Annotated in this window: 18 protein-coding genes; 12 read left to right on the top strand and 6 right to left on the bottom strand. The window is 70.7% G+C overall.

The annotated features are described in order from the left end of the window. The first annotated feature begins 124 nt into the window (after nt 1–124). The 6 genes from MFF64_RS03310 (at nt 125) to MFF64_RS03285 (ending at nt 7,072) form a co-directional block, all read left to right on the top strand. A complete protein-coding gene (locus tag MFF64_RS03310) occupies nt 125–1,498 on the top strand; it encodes a lipopolysaccharide biosynthesis protein (protein WP_099902471.1) in 1,374 nt (457 codons plus the stop codon). Between the two features lies 1 nt (nt 1,499). Beyond that, nucleotides 1,500–2,516: a glycoside hydrolase family 5 protein gene (locus MFF64_RS03305; RefSeq protein ID WP_238189560.1), complete on the top strand. Its 1,017-nt coding sequence runs from the start codon at nt 1,500–1,502 to the stop codon at nt 2,514–2,516. A gap of 17 nt (nt 2,517–2,533) precedes the next feature. Continuing rightward, complete coding sequence (locus MFF64_RS03300; RefSeq protein WP_099902101.1) at nt 2,534–3,700, top strand: glycosyltransferase family 4 protein; 1,167 nt, start codon at nt 2,534–2,536, stop codon at nt 3,698–3,700. Between the two features lie 277 nt (nt 3,701–3,977). Beyond that, nucleotides 3,978–4,169 carry a hypothetical protein gene (locus MFF64_RS03295; protein ID WP_099902099.1) on the top strand — a complete coding sequence of 64 codons (192 nt, stop codon included), beginning with the start codon at nt 3,978–3,980 and terminating at the stop codon, nt 4,167–4,169. Nucleotides 4,170–4,173: 4 nt separating this feature from the next. After that, nucleotides 4,174–4,656 (top strand): YaiI/YqxD family protein, encoded by a 483-nt coding sequence (locus tag MFF64_RS03290; RefSeq protein WP_099902097.1) that lies wholly within the window; start codon nt 4,174–4,176, stop codon nt 4,654–4,656. An 82-nt stretch (nt 4,657–4,738) separates the two neighbouring features. Continuing rightward, on the top strand, nt 4,739–7,072 hold the full coding sequence (locus MFF64_RS03285) for an FdhF/YdeP family oxidoreductase (RefSeq protein ID WP_099902966.1): 2,334 nt from the start codon (nt 4,739–4,741) through the stop codon (nt 7,070–7,072). A 357-nt stretch (nt 7,073–7,429) separates the two neighbouring features. Here MFF64_RS03285 and MFF64_RS03280 read toward each other — a convergent pair whose 3' ends face one another. The 4 genes from MFF64_RS03280 to MFF64_RS03265 all read right to left on the bottom strand — a co-directional run bounded on the left by MFF64_RS03280 (nt 7,430) and on the right by MFF64_RS03265 (nt 9,227). Then, nucleotides 7,430–7,894, bottom strand: coding sequence for an MgtC/SapB family protein (locus tag MFF64_RS03280; protein WP_238189557.1), 465 nt, complete (start codon nt 7,892–7,894; stop codon nt 7,430–7,432). A gap of 8 nt (nt 7,895–7,902) precedes the next feature. Next, on the bottom strand, nt 7,903–8,127 hold the full coding sequence (locus MFF64_RS03275; protein WP_099902860.1) for a hypothetical protein: 225 nt from the start codon (nt 8,125–8,127) through the stop codon (nt 7,903–7,905). 61 nt (nt 8,128–8,188) lie between these two features. Continuing rightward, complete coding sequence (locus MFF64_RS03270) at nt 8,189–8,392, bottom strand: hypothetical protein (RefSeq protein ID WP_099902858.1); 204 nt, start codon at nt 8,390–8,392, stop codon at nt 8,189–8,191. An 85-nt stretch (nt 8,393–8,477) separates the two neighbouring features. Then, nucleotides 8,478–9,227, bottom strand: coding sequence for a MauE/DoxX family redox-associated membrane protein (locus MFF64_RS03265; protein WP_099902856.1), 750 nt, complete (start codon nt 9,225–9,227; stop codon nt 8,478–8,480). A 70-nt stretch (nt 9,228–9,297) separates the two neighbouring features. Here MFF64_RS03265 and MFF64_RS03260 point away from each other — a divergent pair, with 70 nt between their 5' ends. Next, complete coding sequence (locus MFF64_RS03260) at nt 9,298–9,702, top strand: MerR family transcriptional regulator (RefSeq protein ID WP_207768091.1); 405 nt, start codon at nt 9,298–9,300, stop codon at nt 9,700–9,702. Between the two features lie 5 nt (nt 9,703–9,707). Here the strand turns inward: MFF64_RS03260 and repB are convergent, their stop codons facing one another. Continuing rightward, nucleotides 9,708–10,790, bottom strand: coding sequence for a plasmid partitioning protein RepB (repB, locus tag MFF64_RS03255; RefSeq protein ID WP_238189555.1), 1,083 nt, complete (start codon nt 10,788–10,790; stop codon nt 9,708–9,710). Beyond that, nucleotides 10,787–11,995, bottom strand: coding sequence for a plasmid partitioning protein RepA (gene repA, locus MFF64_RS03250; protein ID WP_099907242.1), 1,209 nt, complete (start codon nt 11,993–11,995; stop codon nt 10,787–10,789). Before repA ends, repB begins: the two co-directional genes overlap by 4 nt. Nucleotides 11,996–12,608: 613 nt before the next feature. Here repA and MFF64_RS03245 point away from each other — a divergent pair. The 5 genes from MFF64_RS03245 to MFF64_RS03225 all read left to right on the top strand — a co-directional run bounded on the left by MFF64_RS03245 (nt 12,609) and on the right by MFF64_RS03225 (nt 18,782). Beyond that, nucleotides 12,609–12,863: an acyl carrier protein gene (locus tag MFF64_RS03245; protein WP_099907240.1), complete on the top strand. Its 255-nt coding sequence runs from the start codon at nt 12,609–12,611 to the stop codon at nt 12,861–12,863. Nucleotides 12,864–12,889: 26 nt separating this feature from the next. Then, the gene (locus MFF64_RS03240; protein ID WP_425324408.1) at nt 12,890–14,077 is read left to right on the top strand and encodes an acyl-CoA dehydrogenase family protein; all 1,188 of its coding nucleotides are present in this window, start codon (nt 12,890–12,892) and stop codon (nt 14,075–14,077) included. Continuing rightward, nucleotides 14,077–15,045: an amino acid--[acyl-carrier-protein] ligase gene (locus MFF64_RS03235; protein ID WP_099907236.1), complete on the top strand. Its 969-nt coding sequence runs from the start codon at nt 14,077–14,079 to the stop codon at nt 15,043–15,045. The genes MFF64_RS03240 and MFF64_RS03235 overlap by 1 nt, the downstream gene beginning before the upstream one ends. 7 nt (nt 15,046–15,052) lie before the next feature. After that, on the top strand, nt 15,053–16,042 hold the full coding sequence (locus MFF64_RS03230) for a DUF1839 family protein (protein ID WP_099907234.1): 990 nt from the start codon (nt 15,053–15,055) through the stop codon (nt 16,040–16,042). 310 nt (nt 16,043–16,352) lie between these two features. Then, complete coding sequence (locus MFF64_RS03225; protein WP_099907232.1) at nt 16,353–18,782, top strand: glycosyl hydrolase 2 galactose-binding domain-containing protein; 2,430 nt, start codon at nt 16,353–16,355, stop codon at nt 18,780–18,782. The last annotated feature ends 63 nt before the right edge of the window (nt 18,783–18,845 follow it).

Genomic DNA, 18,845 nt, shown 5'->3' with positions numbered 1-18,845 from the left:
TGATTTTGCGGCTTTCGCCGTGGGTACGAGAGATCGCGTTAAAGTCCCGATAGGGGATGGCTGCTACCCCGGGATCAGGAGCGGCGGGCCGGAACCCCGCGCCATCGATGAGGCGACGGACACGATGCTGACACTCGTCGCGCGGCTGCGCCGATCGGGCCGCTCGCAGCAATTCGCCTCGGCCTTCGTCGCCCGGATCGCCAGCGCCGTGCTCGGCTTCCTGATGCTGCTCGTCGCGAGCCGGCTGCTCACGACCTACGAGTACGGCGTCTACGTGTTCCTGTTCACGTTCGGCAGCGGGCTCGGGCTGATCGCGGCGTTCGGCCAGCAGAACCTGGTGCTGAAGCACTACCGCGCGCGGGACGGCGTCTTAGCCCACAACGACGCGCTGGTGCGCTACAATCTCGGCTGGGTCACGGCCGCGATCGGGCTGATGCTCGCGTCGAGCGCAGTGGTCTTCGTCGCCGAGGAATCCCTGCCCGACCCCTATCACCGGCTCCATCTCGCCTGCGCCTTCGCGGGGGTCTTCGCCCTCTCCGAATACCTGCAGAACTACTTCCGCGTCCACGGCCGGATCTGGCTCGCGCTGCTGCCCCGCGAGGTGATCTGGCGCGGCGCCTGCTCGGTGGTGCTCTGGGGCGCCTCGCTCGCCGGCCTTCTCAGCGGCGCGACGGTCGCGATGGAGATCGTGCTGGGGCTGCTCCTGGTGATGACGCTCTACCAGATCCGCCACCTCGCCGGGCTGCACGGCTGGGATTCCTGGCGCGGCGGGTTCCGGCACCCGGAGAAGGCGCCGACCTGGCGCGGCGAGAGCCTGCTCTTCACCGCCAACAACGTGATCGTGGCGGCGGCAGCCTTCCTCGAGACCGTGATCGTCGGCGCGGCTCTCGGCATGGAGCAGGCGGCGTTCTACTTCGTCGCCCTGCGCTACGCCACGCTGATCAACCTGCCGAGCGCGGCGATCGACACCGTCAGCATGCCGATGATCGCGAGCCACTTCCAGGCCCGCGACCGGGATGGGGCGCAGCGCCTGATCGGCCGGCTGTCGCTCGCGAGCTTCACGATCTCGTCGGTGGGCGCGGTGGTGATGGCGGTCGGCGCGCCCTTCGCGCTCACCCTGTTCAAGCCGGATTTCGCCGCGCACACCGACGTGCTGATGGTGCTCAGCCTGTCCGCGGTGGTGAGCGCGTTCTTCGGCCCGGGCCCCACGCTCCTGACGATCGGCGGCGGCGAACGCTACATCCTGATCAGCAACGCGGTCCTGTACTCCGGATACGCGGTCCTGCTCTGCCTCGTGGCGGTGCCGTTCGGCATCATGGGCGTCGCGGTGGCGAATGTCGGCTGGACGATCGTCATCAACCTGGTGCTTGCCCGCTGGGTGCGGGCGAACTGGGACATCGACAGCCGCGCGACCGCCTTCTTCACCCGCCGGGCCTGGCTCCCGGCGCAGGCCGTTCCCCCCGCCCTCCCCCAAGCTCCCGCGCACGCGGCGGAATGAGATGCGCCGTCTCCTCACCCTCGCCTGCCTGATCCTGGCGCTCCCGTCGGCCCCCGCCGCGGCCGCCCCCACCTGCCTGCGCGGCGTCAACATCAGCGGCGCCGAGTTCGGCACCGTGCCGGGGCGCTACGGCTTCGACTATCTCTACCCCTCGGCCTCGACGATCGGCCGCTTCGCGGAGTTGGGGCTGACGGCGATGCGGCTGCCGATCCGCTGGGAGCGGCTGCAGCCGGCCCTGCGCCAGCCGCTCGATCCGGAGGAGCTCGCCCGCCTCGAAGCCGCGGTCTCGGCTGCGACGCAAAGCGGCATGCGCACGGTGATCGACCTGCACAACTACGCCTATTACGGCAAGGCGCGCATCGGCACCGAGATGGTGACGCCGGAGGCCTTCGCCGACGTCTGGCGGCGCCTGGCCCGCCACTTCCGGGGCGATGCCTCGGTGGTGTTCGGGCTGATGAACGAGCCGCACGACATCCCGGCCGAGCGCTGGCTCACCGCCGCCAACGCCGCCATCGCGGCGATCCGGGAGGTGGGCGCCAAGCAATTGGTGCTGGTGCCAGGCTCGGGCTGGACCGGCGCGCATAGCTGGACCGCCGACCTGCCGACCGGCAACAACGCCGCGGTGATGCTCGGCACGATCGATCCTGGAAACAACTTCGCCTACGAGGTGCACCAGTACCTCGATGCCGATTATTCCGGCACCCACGCCGAGTGCAGCCGGGGCGCCGACGCCCTGCAGGCGGTAGAGCGCCTGACCGGCTGGCTGGCGCAGAACGGGCGCCGCGCCTTCCTGGGCGAGATCGGGGCTCCCGGTAACCGCGGCTGCGCGGAGCGCCTGGCGGCGATCCTGCGCCACGTCAACGCGAACCCGCAAGCCTGGGTCGGCTGGACCGTCTGGGCTGCCGGCGACCTGTGGGCGCCGGACTATCCCCTGCGGCTCGATCCCGCCGGAGCCACCGCCCCCGTGGTGAGCGCGATCCAGGCCGCCGCCCGGGCCAAACCCTCCTGCGAGCCGTGAGCGCCATCGTGAGCCCCATGGTGAGTCCCTTGCCGAATTCCGCCGCGCCCCTCTCGATCCTGCACGTGGTCCGCCAGTTCCTGCCCAATCGCGGCGGGCTCGAGGATTTCGTCGCCAACCTCGCCCGCGAGCAGGCCCGCCTCGGCCACCGCGTGCGGGTACTGACCCTCGACCGGCTGTTCTCGCAGCCCGACGCACGGCTGCCGGCGCAGGAGCGCCTGGAGGGGATCGATATCGAGCGGATCCCGTTCTTCGGCTCGCACCGCTACCCCGTCGCGCCTTCCGTGTTCCGGCACCTCGGCGACGCCGACCTCGTCCACGTCCACGCCATCGACTTTTTCTTCGACGCCTTCGCGCTCGCCAGGCCCCTGCACCGCCGCCCGATGGTGGCGACGACCCACGGGGGCTTCTTCCACACCAGCGCGCATTCGCGGCTGAAGAAGCTCTGGTTCGAGGGCCCGACCCGGATGAGCGTGCGCGGCTACGAGGCGATCGTCGCCTGCAGCGAGAGCGACGCCCGGCTGTTCGACGGCATCACGCCCGGCGGCGTCGCGGTGATCCAGAACGGTGTCGACCTGGAGAAGTTCGCCGGCGCCGCCTCGCCAGATCCTCGCCGTGCGCTCCTAACCATCGGGCGATTCGCCCACAACAAGCGCCTCGACCGCCTGCTCGCGACCATGCAGGCCCTGAAAGCCGACGGTGCCGGCTGGCGGCTGCGGATCGTCGGGGTGCCGTCCGACGTCACGGTAGGAGCGCTCACCGCCGAGATCGAGCGCCTGGGCCTCTCTGGCGCGGTGACGCTGCATACCGGCCTCGACGCCCCGGCGGTCCGCGGGCTGATCGGGCAATCGAGCCTGTTCGTCTCGGCCTCGCAGTACGAGGGATTCGGGATCGCGCTGATCGAAGCCTTGAGCGCCGGCCTCGTCACGGTGGCCCATCCCAACGACGCCTTCGCCTGGCTCAAGGACCGCCACCCCTCGATCACGCTGGCGGATTTCGCCGACGCGCAAGCGGCGGCCGGGGCGATCCGCGGCGCCTATGATCGCCTGGAGCGCGGGGAGATCGCGCGCGGCGCGGAGGACCTGTCGGATTACCGCTGGTCGAGCGTCGCGGCGCGCTACGTCGCCGTCTACGAGGCGGCGCTCGCCGAGGCCGGGCAGGTGGTGGCCGCCACGGCGGCGTGACACGGTTTCGGGCGAAGGGCGGTGCGCCCGAACCCTGCCTCGCAGGGGGAGGGCTCGCATGCTCTCCCGCATGCCGCCCCGTCAACACACCGTTAACCCTCATCCACGACCCTGGCCGGGCCGCACCGGCTGATGCCGGGGCGGCGAGAGCGGCGGTCCGGCAGTCAGCCCCCTTCCAGCGCCGGGCCGCCGCGCTCCCCTCCCCTGCCCCGGGTGCTCGCCGCGTCGCAGGCGATCGTGCAATAAGCGCCCGAGACCCGCCTGCCACAGGATGACAATGCATCTCGTCGTGACCGCCCACACCGCCAACGGCCCGCTCTCGCACCAGCGCACCTCGCCGGAGGACGCCCTGGAGAAGGCGCAGGAACTCGAGGCCGAGGGCCACGACCACGTCGTCATCACCGACATCACCGGCCGGGACTACGCGCCGCCGGAATTCGACAGCCTGTTCCTCAACCCGGGCAGCTGACGCCATGACCGGCCCTGCCACGCCGGCGATCACGGTCTACGTCGACGCCGATGCCTGCCCGGTCAAGGACGAGGTCTACCGCGTCGCCGGGCGGCACGGCGCTCATGTCGTGGTGGTGGCGAACGCCTTCCTGAACGTGCCCCGCGAGCCGTGGATCGAGCGGGTGATCGTCTCCGACAAGCTCGACGCCGCCGACGACTGGATCGCCGAGCGGGCCGGGCCGCAGGCGGTCGTCGTCACCGCCGACGTTCCCTTGGCGAGCCGCTGCGTGAAGGCCGGGGCCAGCGTGCTCAGCCCCACCGGCAAGGCCTTCACCGATTCTTCCGTCGGCATGGCGCTCGCCACCCGCGACCTGATGCAGTCCCTGCGCGAGGCGGGCGCGGTGACCGGCGGGCCGAGACCGTTCTCCCCGAAGGACCGCTCCGCCTTCCTCGGCGCCCTCGACCGGGCCCTCGTGCGGCTGCGGCGCAACGCCCAGGGCGGCTGAGGCCGCTCCCCGCGAACTTCTCCTACTCCCTGCGGGTTCCTTGTCGGCGGCGAGCCTTCGCCTGCCGTACGGGAGAGCCAGCATGTCGGTCGAGGAGAACACGGTCCATTACGACAGCCCGGCCGGCGGCTGGGGCTCGGTGCGCGGCATCGCCGAGGTGTTCGGCAAGGAATGGGCGACGCCGCTCGCCACCGAGACCTTGTTTCGCCAGAACAAGCCGAAAGGCTTCATGTGCGTGTCCTGCTCCTGGGCGAAGCCGGCGAACTATCATCCCTTCGAGTTCTGCGAGAACGGCGCCAAGGCGACCCTGTGGGAGCTGACGACGCGGCGCTGCACGCCGGACTTCTTTTCCAAGCATACGCTCACCGAGCTGCGCGGCTGGAGCGACTACGACCTCGAGCAGCAGGGCCGCCTGACCCACCCGCTGCGGTACGACCGCGCGAGCGACCGTTACGTCCCCTGCGGCTGGGACGAGGCTTTTCGCGAGATCGGCTCGGAGCTGCGCCTGCTCGATCCGAAATCGGTGGTGTTCTACTCCTCCGGCCGGGCCAGCCTCGAGACCTCGTATCTCTACGCCCTGTTCGCCCGTCTCTACGGCAACAACAACCTGCCCGATTCCTCCAACATGTGCCACGAGACGACCTCGGTGGCCCTGAAGAAGGTGATCGGCGCCAGCGTCGGCACGGTCGTGTTCGACGACCTGTCGAAATGCGACGCGCTGTTCTTCTTCGGCCAGAACACCGGCACCAACTCGCCGCGCTTCCTGCACCCGCTGCAGGAAGCCTCGAAGCGCGGCGCGAAGATCATCACCTTCAACCCGGTGCGCGAGCGGGGGCTCGAGAGCTTCACCAACCCGCAGAGCCCGATCGAGATGCTGACCGGCAAGGCAACGCAGATCAGCACGCAGTACCATCAGGTCCGGCCCGGCGGCGACATCGCGGTGATGCTCGGCCTGTGCAAGCACGTCTTTGCCGCCGACGACGCCGCCAAGGCGCGGGGCACCCGCGTCCTCGACGTCGACTTCATTGCCCAGCACACGACTGGGCTCGAGGCGTTCGAGGCGCGTGTCCGGGCGTCGCCGTGGGAGGAGATCGAGCGCGAGTCCGGGATCAGCCGCGCCGACATCGAGGCGGCCGCGCAGGTCTACGTCGAGGCCGAGCGTACTTGTGCCTTCTACGGCATGGGCCTGACGCAGCACGTGCACGGCTTCGAGAACGTCGCGATGGTCGTCAACCTGCTGCTGCTCAAGGGCAATATCGGGCGCGAGGGCACCGGGGTGTCGCCGGTGCGGGGTCACTCCAACGTGCAGGGCCAGCGCACCGTCGGCATCTCGGAGAAGCCGGAGCTGGTGCCCCTCGATCGGCTCGCTGAGCAGTTCGGCTTCGAGCCGCCGCGTGAGAAGGGCGTCAACACCGTCGAGGCCTGCGAGGGCATCCTGTCGGGCAAGATCCGCAGCTTCATCGGGCTCGGCGGCAACTTCGTGCGGGCGATCCCCGACCAGGACCGGATGGAGAAGGCCTGGACCGGCATGCGCCTCACCGTGCAGGTCGCGACCAAGCTCAACCGCTCGCACCTCGTCAACGGCGAGATCGCCTACCTGCTGCCCTGCCTCGGCCGCACCGAGGAGGATCGCCAGGCGAGCGGGCCGCAGGCGGTGAGCATTGAGGACACGTTCAGCTGCATCTACGGCTCGCAAGGGCGCCGCACCCCGGCGAGCGATTTCCTGAAGTCCGAGGTCGCGATCGTGGCCGGCATCGCCAAGGCGACGCTGGCGCCGAACCCGAAGGTGACGTGGGACGCGTGGGTCGGCGATTACGGGCTGATCCGCGACGAGATCGCCAAGACCTACCGGGAAGAGTTCCACGACTTCAACGACCGGCTCTGGATCCCCGGCGGCTTCTACCGCGGCAACTCGGCGCGCGAGCGGATCTGGAAGACGGAGAGCGGCAAGGCCGAGTTCACCGCACCCCAGGTGATGTCGGCCACCGGGTTCGACGACGAGCCCGGCCGCTACCGGCTCATCACCATGCGCTCGAACGACCAGTTCAACACCACGATCTACGGCTACAGCGACCGCCTGCGGGGGATCGAGGGCACCCGCGACGTGCTCCTGATGAACCCGGGCGAGATCCGCCGGGCGGGCTTGCGCGAGGGCCAGGTCGTCTCCCTCGTCAGCGATGCCGGCGATGGGATCGCCCGGGAAGTGACCGGCCTCACGGTGACGCCGTTCTCCCTGCCGGACGGGTGCCTGGGGGCCTACTACCCCGAGATGAACCCGCTGATGGCGCTCTCGCACCACGACGTACAGTCGGGGACGCCAGCGGCGAAATCGGTGCCGGTGCGGATCCGGCCGGAGGCCGGCGGCCCGAAGACGAGCCGGCGCGAGCCGACCGGGCACGCGGCGCATCCGATCTGACGGCCGGCTCGCGCGCCGTCAGGGTGGATCCGGGATGGGGCGCGCAGGCCCCCTCCCCTCCCCGCCGTTTGCGCATCAAAATGCCAGATGCCCGCGAATGACGCACAATTGTGCTTGTGCGGGCGCAAATCGACGGGTACCACTGTGATCACAGACACGAAACAGGTCGCCCTCGAGAGCGGCCCGAAGTCTGGGGAGGAAGGCCCTCGTCGAGGGTGAGCACCGCCGCGACGCCATCGCGGCGGTGCTTGTTATTTTGTCCCATGCCGACCCGGGCCGCGCAACCCGGCCAATAGGGCAAGACCCGCCTGCAAAACCCGTTTGGCAGACGCGAAACCCGCGCCGGGTGGGCGCCAGTCACCGCTCCTCGCCGCCCTGCAGACCGACGCGGTCGAACAGCTTCATCACGATCAGGATCGTCAGGCCGAACCCCATCGCGACGGCGAGCAGGGTGAACTGCGCCGCCCCGGCGACGATGCCGGTGGAGGCCGAGAACCAGAGGCTCGCCGCGGTGGTCAGGTTCCTCACGTTGCGGCGAGCGACGAAGATGGTGCCGGCCGAGATAAAGCCGATCGCCTGTGCCAATCCCTGGATGACCCGGAGCGGGTCGGCGTCCCCACCCTCCCGGCGCACCGCCGCGTAGAGGCTGAGCGCCGAGGTGGTGATGACGGCCGAACTCAAGGCGACGAGGGCGTGGGTGCGCAGGCCCGCATCCTTGGCCCGCCATTCCCGTTCCAGGCCGAGCAGCAGACCGCACAAGGTCGCGGCGCCGAGGCGGGCGACGAGTTCCCCGAAAGTGAAGGCCGTGGCGTCGGGCGGCATGACACGGGTCAGGCCCCCTGCCCTGGCTCCGGCGGGTCCGGGAACGGCGTCCAGTGGGTGAACGCGTCCGGCGCATAGCCGTACTCGGTGGTGGCGACGTGCCAGGGTCGGCCGTCCCCGACCCGCCCGGGATCCCAGCGGATCACGGCGCGCCGGTCCGGCTCGTCCCGGTGGATGGCGATGATCCAGCGCCCATCCTGGGGGGCGCGATCGATGGGCCTCCAATCGGTCATCGGGTGCTCCGCGGCGAGTGCCTGTGCGACAACCAACGCGCCGGGCCTGCCGCCGTTCGCCTCAGCGCGGCGCGTCGCCCCGCACCAGGCGCTCGCCCGCCTCGCATTCGCGAAGATACGTCGCCCGGTTGTCGCCGGTGATCCCGTTCTGGTCGGCCTTGGCCTCGCAGACCTGGCGCCCCTCCGCCGGGGCCGGATCGGGTGCGGTCTGGGCCGTCGCGGCAGCGGGTACCAGGAGGGAGAGGATCAGGAGGGTGTGGCGCATGGTGGGCCTCGATGCGAGCGGATCTTCGTGACGATGGATCTCTCGGGTCCATCGTCGCTCCCGCCTGATGGTTCCCCCGCGATGATCAGAGGGCCGTCGCGGCCATCCACACGGCCATCGCCACCATCATCAGGTTCTCGGTCAGCGACACGAAGCCGAGGGGCACGTAGCTGCCGCCGCCGACGCAGGCGCATCTCAGCTCGCGCCGGTCGAGATAGACCGCCTTGAACACCGAGACCGCGCCGATCCCGCCGATGACGAGGGCCACCGGGACCGAGATCCAGGTCAGCACCCCGGCGGCCATCAGGAGGCCGGCGAGCGCTTCGGCGTAAGGGTAGATCGAGGCGTAGGGCACCCAGCGCCGGCTAAGCAGGTCGTAGCCGAGGAACATGCTGGAGAAGGTCTCGACGTTCTGCAGCTTGAGGATCGCCAGCACGCACATGCTGAAGGCGATGAACCATTCGCCTGCCCGCACGCTGAGCGGCGTGCCGTAGGCGGCCTGGCTCGCCGCCATGGCCATCAGGGCCGTCATGCCGAACACAGCGGCGACCGGGCGATAGCTCACCGCGTTCGGATCGCGCACCGCCTCGCCGAGGCGGCGGCGCAGGTCGTCGTAGCCGCCGACGCGCTCGCCGGCGATGAAGACCTGCGGCGTGGTCTTCACCCCGTGCTCGGCCTTGAAGCGGTCGGTCGCCTCGCGGCTGGTCAGGGGGCGGTCGTCGACCGTGTAGCCGGCCTGCCGAAGCAGGTGGCGGGCCTTCAGGCCGTAGGGACAGACATGGCTGTCCGTCTCCATCCGGTAGAGCGTGGCTGTGCGGGCGGGCAAGGTGCTCATCGGGCGATCTCGTCTCGTGCCAACGGGAGGCCGAGGGCGTAGCATCCGTACCGTGCTACGGAGTCAAGCCATGTCCCTCCCGATGTCGTCCGACCTGACGATCGCCGGTCTCGCCCGCGCCGGCGGCGTCGGGGTCGAGACGATCCGCTACTACCAGCGGCGCGGCCTGCTGCCGGTGCCGGCGCGGGCGGGTGCCATCCGGCGCTACGGGGCCGATGAGATCCGGCGCCTGCGCTTCATCCGCTCGGCGCAAGGGGCGGGCTTCACCCTCGAGGAGATCGCAGAGCTTCTCGCGCTCGATGCCGGCGAGGACCGGGCCCGGGCGCGGGAACTCGCCCGTTTCCGCATCGACGCCCTCGATGCCCGGATCGCCGAGCTGCGTGCGGCCCGTGATGCGCTCGAGCGTCTCGCCCGGGCCTGCGGAGCGAGCGAGACCGGGCCGTGCCCGATCATCACCGCCTTCGAGCCGGAGTGACGGCGTCAGGGTCTGGCGCGGCCGGCCCGGTAGGCGGCCAGAATCTCCGGCAGCCGATCGAGGACGTAATCGGCGAGGCCGGGCTCCAGGGTCTCGTCGAAGGACAGGGCGACCCGGTCGGGCCTGCGCTCGATCCGGGCGATGCCGCGGCCCGCCTCGTCGCTCCACACCTGCGGCGCCGGCGGCTTCGCGGCAGGGGGTGCCAGCGCGTTCAGCACGGCGGCGAAGCGCTCGTTGGTGGGCCTCTCCTGGAAGCCGGCATCGGCGAGAAGGCTCGCGACCCGGCCGGGCCGGGCGGCCTTGATCCGCTCGGCGAGCAGCATCCAGCGCGGCCGTCCGGCGGCCGGGGCCGGGCCGATCGCCCGGACGATCTCCGCCGGCACCGTGCGCGCCACCGAGATCAGGGTGGAGAGATCGCCCTTGCCGACACCCATCGCGGCGGTGATCGTGGCGCGGGGGAAGCCGTGCTCCTCGAGCCGCAGGGCGAAGAAGGCCCGCTCGATGTAGCTCAGGTCCTGCCGCTCCAGGTTCTCCTTGCCCTGCGCCACCACCAACTCGGCATCGGTGAGCGGGCGCACCACGGCGCGGACGGACCGGTCGAGGCGCCGCGCCGCCTGGATGCGGCGTCGGCCATAGGCGACCTGGTAGCGCTCGGGCACTTCCGGGTGCGGCCGGACCAGGATCGGCACCTGCTGGCCGCTCTCGCGAATGCTCTCGACCAGCGCGGCGAGGCCCGGATCGTTGGCATCCGCCACCCGGTCGGCGATGAAGGAATCGTCGATCCGCTCCGGCTCGATCTCGACGACGACGGTGCCGGCCTCGATCTCCGCCGCGGCGTCGGCCCGGGCGGCGAGTCCGCGCAGGGTGCTGCTCATCGCCCGCACCGCGCCGCTGCGGCTGCGCTCGAGGACACGGGACTCCTGGGCGCGGGGGTTTGCAGCTGCAAACTCGGGCTCGGGGGGATTGGGGTTTGCAGCTGCAAACGGCTCCGGCTCCGGCGCCGGCGCCGGCGGCGCTTCGGGGGAGGTGGCGGGCTTCGATTGCGGCTTGGCGCCGAACAGCGCGTCGAGGTTCGACTTGCGGCTCATGGGCGGCTCCAGGCGCGGCGGATCAGGCCCTCGATCTCGCCGTTGACGGCCTCGAGCGATTCGAGCGCCCGGTCGTAGGTCGAGCGGGTCACGCTCTCGCGGCCGATCTCGTAGAGAGTCTGCTTCGACAGGCCGGCATCGGACACCGCCGAGGATTTCAGCATCGGCGCGGTCAGCACGGCGTCCTCGAACAGGGTGCGCAGCATGCCGACGATGCGGGTCTGCGGCGCGTCCTGCTGCTCGTAGCGGGTCACGAGGTAGCGCAGCCAGTCGTATTGCAGCCGCCCGCCGGATTCGGCCACCACGCCGAGCAGGTCCTCGGTCATCGCCAGGAACTGGCTCATCGAGGCGACGTCGAGCATCTGCGGATGCACGGTGATCAGCAGCGAGGTCGCGGCGCAGAGCGCCGAGAGCGTCAGGTAGCCGAGCTGCGGCGGGCAATCGATGACGACGATGTCGTAATCGTCGGCCACCGCCTCGATCGCGTGGGCGACCCGGTCGAAGAACAGCGGCTCGCCGGCCCGACGGCGGCTCAAGGCCCGCGGCGTCTCGTGCTCGAACTCCATCAATTCGAGATTGGCCGGCACCAGGTCGAGGCCGGTGAAGTAGGTCGGTCGCACCACGTCGCGCAGGGGTTTCGCGTCGTCGTAGCGGATCGCGCCGTAGAGCGTCTCGTCGGCGCCGACATCGAGCTCCGGCTGCACGCCCATCAGGGCCGAGAGGCTGGCCTGGGGATCGAGGTCGATGGCGAGCACCCGGTAGCCGCGCAGCACCAGGGCCTGGGCGAGGTGGGCGGTGGTGGTGGTCTTGCCTGAGCCGCCCTTGAAGTTCGCCACCGCCACGACCTGCAGGTGCTCGGACGCGGACCGCCGCGGCTGGTAGCGCCGGCCGCCCCGCGTGTTCTCGTCGAGATAGGCGCGCAAGCCGTGGATATCGGCCAGCGAGTAGGAGCGGCGCCCGTTGGCCGAGACCTCCGGCTGCGGCCCGAGCCCGTCGGCGGCGAGCTGCTGCAAGCGCGACGCCGTCACGCCGATGATCCGGGCGGCCTCCGTCGAGGTGAAGCGGCGCAGCCCCTTGGCGGCGGTAGGCGGAAACAGGCCCGAGGAGATCGCCTGCAGCTGCTCGCGGAGCGTCGCGGCGTGGGCACCGATCATCGCGGCGGGCGCCACCGGGGCGGGGGGTTGCGGCGGCGTGTGCTGATTCATCCTCGCTTGCCCTGTTTGCAGAAAATTCGCCGGTTCGGCGTTCAAGCTGCAATTGGCGCGTTTCCGCCCCGATTCGCAATCGCGGCCGCGCCACCGGCGCAAGCCCTGCGCAAGCGTCCGGCGCCAGGGGCGCCCCAGGGCGGAGGCCTCCGGCAGGGGAGGGTAGGGGGCTTCCGCTCCACCCGAAGCGGAAGCGGGCCCTCCGGACGGGCATACGGCCTACCTCGAAGGAGGGCGGCGCCGACCGCTTCATCGCGCGTCCCGCCGGCGCTAGGGTCCGCATCGACGCCGGAGCACAGGCGTGACGTCACACCGGTCATGGCGCGCCGCCGGATCGCGGCGGCGCGGGATCCTACGAAGCAAAAGGCCTAATCCCCACCGGGAAATCCGTAAGCTTGACGGAATCCTGTCCCAGCGTCCGCGCGGCGGTTTGCCAGCCGTTAAGCTGTTCGGAGTTGAGTGTCCCATATCCGCTCGGATCGACCGGCCCGCCCCGCAGTGGATCAAATCTTTCCCTAAAATAGACACTCGAAAATTTACCAAGACTTGCGTCCGAGATTGCATTCTCGTCTGCCGGATGAGAAGCTTGTCTCATACAGGAAGGTGGTGCCTCATGGTCGAAATCTCCGACATCCGGGACGTGCTGAAGTCGCTGGAATCGCTGAAGGGCGCGGTCGACGGGTTGTCTGACGACGACGACCTGTTCGAGAAGGGCCTGGATTCCTTCGGCTCGGTGCAGCTGATGCTGGCCCTCGAGGAGCGGTTCGACATCGAGTTTCCCGATTCGGCCCTCGGTCGGCGCTCGTTCTCGACCATCCGCATCATCCGGGACACCGTCGCGGGTCTCGCCCGGCAGGAGGCCGCATGAACGTGCACGTCGAGGTCGCGGCGGCTCTGCCCGCCGCGGCGGCCGCCGCGGCGGGCGCCCTCGACGCGCGGGCCAAGCGCGTCGCGGAGGAAGCCGCGCGCCATGCCGACGCGGTCGACCGCGCGGGCCGGTTCCCGGCCGAGGCGGTCGCCGCGCTCAAGGCCGAGCGACTGCTCGGGATCCAGGTGCCTCGCTCCCTGGGAGGGGAGGGGGCCTCGATGAGCGAGATCGCCGAGCTCTGCGCCATCCTCGGGCGCGCCTGCTCGGCCGCCGCGATGGTGTTCGCGATGCACCACATCAAGCTCGCGAGCCTCGTCACCCACGGGCTCGATAGCGCCTGGCACTGCACGCTGATGGAGCGGATCGCAAGCGAGCAATTGCTGATCGCCTCCTCGACCACCGAGGCCGGCATCGGCGGCGATCTGCGCAACAGCCTCTGCGCGGTCGAGGCCGAGGGCGACACCTTCCGGTTGACCAAGGAGGCGAGCGTCATCTCCTATGGCGCGCAGGCCGACCTGATTCTGGCGACCGCCCGCCGCCACAAGGAGGCCGCGACCTCTGACCAGGTGCTGGTGGCGCTCCTCTCCGATCAGATCACGCTCGAGCGCACCAGCGTGTGGGACACGCTCGGCATGCGCGGCACCTGCAGCGACGGCTTCCTGCTCAAGGCCGAGGGTCTGCCGCTCGCCCAGGTGCTGCAGAAGCCCTTCGCGGAGATCGCCGCGCAATCGATGCTCGCCGCCTCCCACCTGCTCTGGGGCAGCGTGTGGTTCGGAATCGCGAGCTACGCGGTCGACCGCGCCCGCGCCTTCGTGCAGGGCGAGGCGCGCAAGAAGCCGGGCCAGGTGCCTCCGGGCGCGCTCCGTCTCGCCGAAGCCGCCAACGCGCTCCAGGCGATGAAGAGCACGGTCGTCGCCGGGCTCGCGCGCTACGAGGCCGCCAAGGGCGACCCGGACGCGCTCAGCGCGATCGGCTTCTCGATCATGCTCAACAACGTCAAGACCACGGTCTCGGCTCAGGCCGTCGACATCGTGCAGCGCGCCCTCTCGGTGGTGGGCATCGCCGGCTACAAGAACGGCACCCCGTTCAGCCTCGGCCGGCAGCTGCGCGACGTCCTCTCGGCGCCGCTGATGATCAGCAACGACCGCATCCTCTCCAACACCGCCAACCTCCTGCTGGTGCAGAAGGGCAGCGGCAAGCTCCTGAGCGCGTGATGGACCAGAGCCTCTCCTCCGATCTCCTGCCCGTCGCCGACGAGGCGCTCACCGATGCGGCCCCCGAGCCGCGCTCGTTCCTCGACCGCCTGTTCGACCGCGGCCTCCTGATCCGGACCGGGGTCGACGGGCTCTACGGCCGCTCCGGCGCCTTCGAGAGCGTGGTCGAAGCCCTGGACCGCCTGGTCTCGCGCATCGGCGGAGCCGATGGCGCCGAGGCCCTGCGCTTTCCGCCCGGCATGGCCCGCTCCAGCTTCGAGCGCAGCGGCTATCTCAAGGGCTTCCCGCACCTCGCCGGCACGGTGCACAGCTTCTGCGGCAACGAGGCCGACCACGCCCGGCTGCTCGCTTGTCTCGACGCCGGCGAGGACTGGACCGCCAAGCAGGCCGCGACCGACATCGTGCTCACGCCGGCCGCCTGCTACCCGCTCTACCCCGTCGCCGCCGCCCGCGGCCGGCTGCCGGAGGACGGGCTGCTGTTCGACCTGCAATCCTACTGCTTCCGGCACGAGCCCTCCCTCGAGCCGACCCGCATGCAGCTCTTCCGCATGCGCGAATACGTCCGCATGGGCACGCCGGAGCAGGTGCTGGCCTTCCGCGAGCTGTGGCTCCAGCGCGGCACCACGATGATGAGCGATCTCGGCCTCCCGCTCGCCATCGACCCGGCCAACGATCCGTTCTTCGGCCGCGCCGGCAAGATGCTCGCCAACAACCAGCGCGCCCAGGCGCTGAAGTTCGAGCTGAACGTGCCGGTCAACAGCGAGGACAAGCCGACCGCCTGCCTCAGCTTCAACTACCACCAGGACCATTTCGGCACGACATGGGGCATCCATCAGGCCGACGGCTCGGTCGCCCACACGGCCTGCGTCGGCTTCGGCCTGGAGCGGATCACCCTCGCGCTGCTGCGCCACCACGGCCTCGACCTCGACGCCTGGCCGGCGGATGTCCGCGCCCAGCTCTTCGGCTGAGGCCGCGATGTCGGCCGCCCTCGCCCTTCCGATCGAGGCGCCGCGGACGGAGACGTCCGCGGCCCCCCGCTACGTCCCGCACGCGCTCCACGCCCCCGACCGGACCTGGCCGGAGACGAACTGCTACGTCGATCTGTGGATCGAGCTGCTGCACCTGCGCGGGCTCGCGCCGGAAGCGATGCTGGGCTTCACCCTGCGGCAGGATTTCGAGGGCGACCAGTTCACGTTCTTCAAGCCGAAGGCCGCCGACGTCGAGGCGCTCTACGGCCTGGAGATCCTGGAGCTGGCACTCTACGAGAATCTGGAGAGCCACGCCCAAGTTCAGGCGGTGCGCGGGCTTCCGGTCCTGGTCGAGGTCGACGCCTTCTACCTGCCCGACACGGCCGGCACCACCTACGGGCGCGAGGCCTCGAAGACCACCATCGCGATCCTGGCCCTCGATCCGGAGAAACGCTTCCTCGACTACATCCACAATGCCGGGCGCTTCCAGCTCGAGGGGGCCGATTACGACGGCGTCTTCGCGAGGGGGAGGCTCCTGCCCTATGCCGAGTTCGTGAAGCCGTGCGGTCCGGCGCTGACGGGGCCTGAACTGCCGGGTGCCGCCCTGGCGCTGCTGCGCCGGCACCGCGCCCACGCGCCCGAGCGCAATCCGGTCAGCGCCTTCCGCGAGGCTCTGGCGGCGAAGGAGGACGCCTTCGTGCAGCGTCCGCTCTCCGCCTTCCACGCCTACGCCTTCAACACGACGCGCCAGCTCGGGGCGAATTTCGAGCTTCTGGGCAGCCATCTCGCCTGGCTGACCGAGGCGGGAGCCGGGCCGTTCGGCGAGGCGGCGGAGGCGGCAACACGGCTCGCGCAGGAGGCCAAGGCGTTCCAGTTCCAGCTCGCCCGCGCCTTCGCCCGCGGGAAGCTCACGGGACTGCCCGAGCGCCTGTCGTCCGCCGAGGCGACCTACGCGGCGGTGTTCGCCGCCCTCGACCGGGCGCTCGCGACGGGCTGAGAGCCCGCTTGTTCTTCCACTCCCACCCACGACCTCGTCCTGAGGTGTCGCGCAGCGGCCTCGAAGGAGAGTTCCGGAAGTCTCATACCCTCGCGCCTTCGCATCGACGCGTCGATGCGAAGGCGACCGGCGCATCAGCGCCGGCGCCCATTCGGGCTTGCCTTGCACCATCGAACGCGTCTGTTCGAAGGTGCGGCGGTATCAGCGCTCTCCGGAGCCCTCCTTCGAGGGTCGCTTCGCTCACACCTCAGGACGAGGTCGCGGGTGGGATATTCTTGACCAATTTCATCAAGCGGACACTGGCGACAGCATGGCCCTTCTGCGGACCGTCGACCGGACCCTCGACGGTCCGTGGGAGATGATCGTGAGCGGACCCGGTGCCTGCGCCGAGCCCGGCGACCTCGACACCTTGACCGGCTTCATCCCCGCCCCGGTGCCCGGCACCGCCGCGGGTGCCCTGCGCGCCGCCGGCCGATGGTCGGACCGCGAGCCGAGGCCGCTGCACGGCTCGGACATCTGGTACCGCACGCAGCTCGAAGGCCAGGGCCGCGAGATCCTGCGCTTCGAGGGCCTGGCGACGCTCTGCGAGGTCTGGCTCGACGGAAGGCTCCTGCTCGCCTCGCGCTCGATGTTCCTGGCCCACGAGGTCGCGGTCGACCTCGACGGCACCCACAGCCTCGCGCTCGCCTTCCGCTCGCTGGCGCAGGACCTCGCCCGGCCGCACAAGCGCGGCCGCTGGCGGCCCCAGCTCGCCACCCCCGGATCGCTCCGCCACGCCCGCACGACCTTGCTCGGCTTCATGCCGGGATGGTGCCCGAGCGTCGACGCCGTCGGCCCGTACCGGCCGATCACCCGGAGAGGGGAGGGGGGGCGGCCCACCGACATCGACCTGCGGGCGAGCGTCGAGGACGGGACAGGGATCCTGGCCGTTCGCCTGAGCTTTCCGGATGCCGGCGGTCCCGTCACTCTGCACTGCGACGGCCGCGCGCTCGGTCTCACCGAGACCGCACCCGGCCGGTTCGAGGGCCGGCTCGCGCTGCCGGGCATCGCGCTGTGGTGGCCGCACACGCATGGCGAGCCGCGTTTGCACGCCGTCGCGGTCGAGGCCGGGGCTGCGACGTTCGACCTCGGCCGCGTCGGCTTCCGCACCATCACGCAGGCCCGCCCCTTCGCGGAGGGCCTGAGCCTCGCGGTCAACGGCGTGCCGGTCTTCTGCCGCGGCGCCTGCTGGACCCCGCCCGACCTCGTCGGGCTGCCGGGCGACCGCGCGGCTTACGCCCCGCTCCTGGCGCTCGCCGCCGAGGCCGGCATGACCATGCTGCGGGTCGGCGGCACGATGCTCTACGAGGCGCAACCCTTCCACGACCTCTGCGACGAGTTCGGCATCCTGGTCTGGCAGGACCTGATGCTGGCCAATTTCGACTATCCCGTCGACGATCCTGCCTTCCGCACGGCGCTCGACTCCGAGATCGCGCACCTCCTCGACCGGCTCCAGACCTCGCCCTCGCTCTGCGTCGTCGGCGGCGGCAGCGAGGTCGAGCAGCAGGCCGCGATGCTGGGCTTTCCCGAATCGGTCTGGCGGGCGACGGCGGTGGAGGCGATGCTGCGCGAGGGTGTCGCCGCGCGCCGGCCCGACCTCGTCGTGGTGCCGAACTCGCCCTCGGGCGGCGACCTGCCGTTCTCCACCAACGCGGGCGTGACCCACTATTACGGCGTCGGTGCCTATGGCCGGCCGTTCGAGGATGCACGCCGCGCCGAGGTGCGCTTCGCCTCCGAGTGCCTGGCCTTCGCCAACGTGCCCGAACCCGTGGCCTTGCGCGAGGCAGGGCTGACCGACCCGCGCGAGCCCGCCTGGGGCCTCGGCGTCCCGCGCGACCGCGGCGCCGACTGGGACTTCGAGGGCGTGCGCGACCATTATGTCGGCACCCTCTACGGCATCGATCCCGAAACCCTGCGCCGAGACGATCCGGAGCGCTACCTGACGCTCGGTCGCGCCGCGGTCGCCGAGGTGATGGAGGCGACCTTCGCCGAGTGGCGCCGCACCGGCTCGATCACCGCCGGCGGCCTGGTCTGGCTCATCCACGACGTCGCGCCGGGGGCGGGCTGGGGCGTGCTCGACGTCGCTGGGCGGCCGAAATCGGCCTGGTACGCCCTCAAGCGCGCCTTCCGGCCGGTGCAGGCGGTGCTGTCGGACGAGGGGCTGAACGGCCTCCACGTCCACCTGTTGAACGAGACCGCGCACGGCCTCGACGTCGCCCTCACGCTGACCTTCACCAGCGCCATCGGCAAGGTCGCCGCAAAGGCGGAGCGGACCCTGTCGCTCAAGCCCCGTGCGGCGGTCTCGCTATCCTCGGCCGCCTTGCTCGGCCGCTTCTTCGACGCGACCGTAGCCTACCGCTTCGGCCCGGCGGCGCATGCGCTGGCGCATCTGCGGCTCGACCGTGCCGACGGGGTGCCCCTCGCCGAGGCGTTCCACTTTCCGGCCGGTCGGGACGCGACACCGCGGGAGATCGGCCTCTCTGCCGCGCTCGACCAGGATGGCGACGGATTCGTGCTGCGGGTCGCGGCCGAGCGGCACGCCCTGGGGGTGCATGTGGTGCTCGACGGCGTGGGGCGCCCGTCCGACAACTGGTTCCATCTGGCGCCGGGGGGAGACCGCCACCTCGCGCTCACCGGGACGGGAGGGCGGCCGAGCGGGATGGTGCGGGCGGTGAACGGGAGCGAGGTGGTGCGGTTCTGAACACGCGCCCTGACGCCCGATCTCAACAATGCCGAGATGGTGTCTGCTCCCACCCTCGACCTC

The organism is Methylobacterium frigidaeris (assembly GCF_022179185.1).
GTDB lineage: Bacteria > Pseudomonadota > Alphaproteobacteria > Rhizobiales > Beijerinckiaceae > Methylobacterium > Methylobacterium frigidaeris.
Note: the sequence above shows the minus strand (reverse complement) of the source record. Positions and strands in the feature narration are given on the sequence as shown.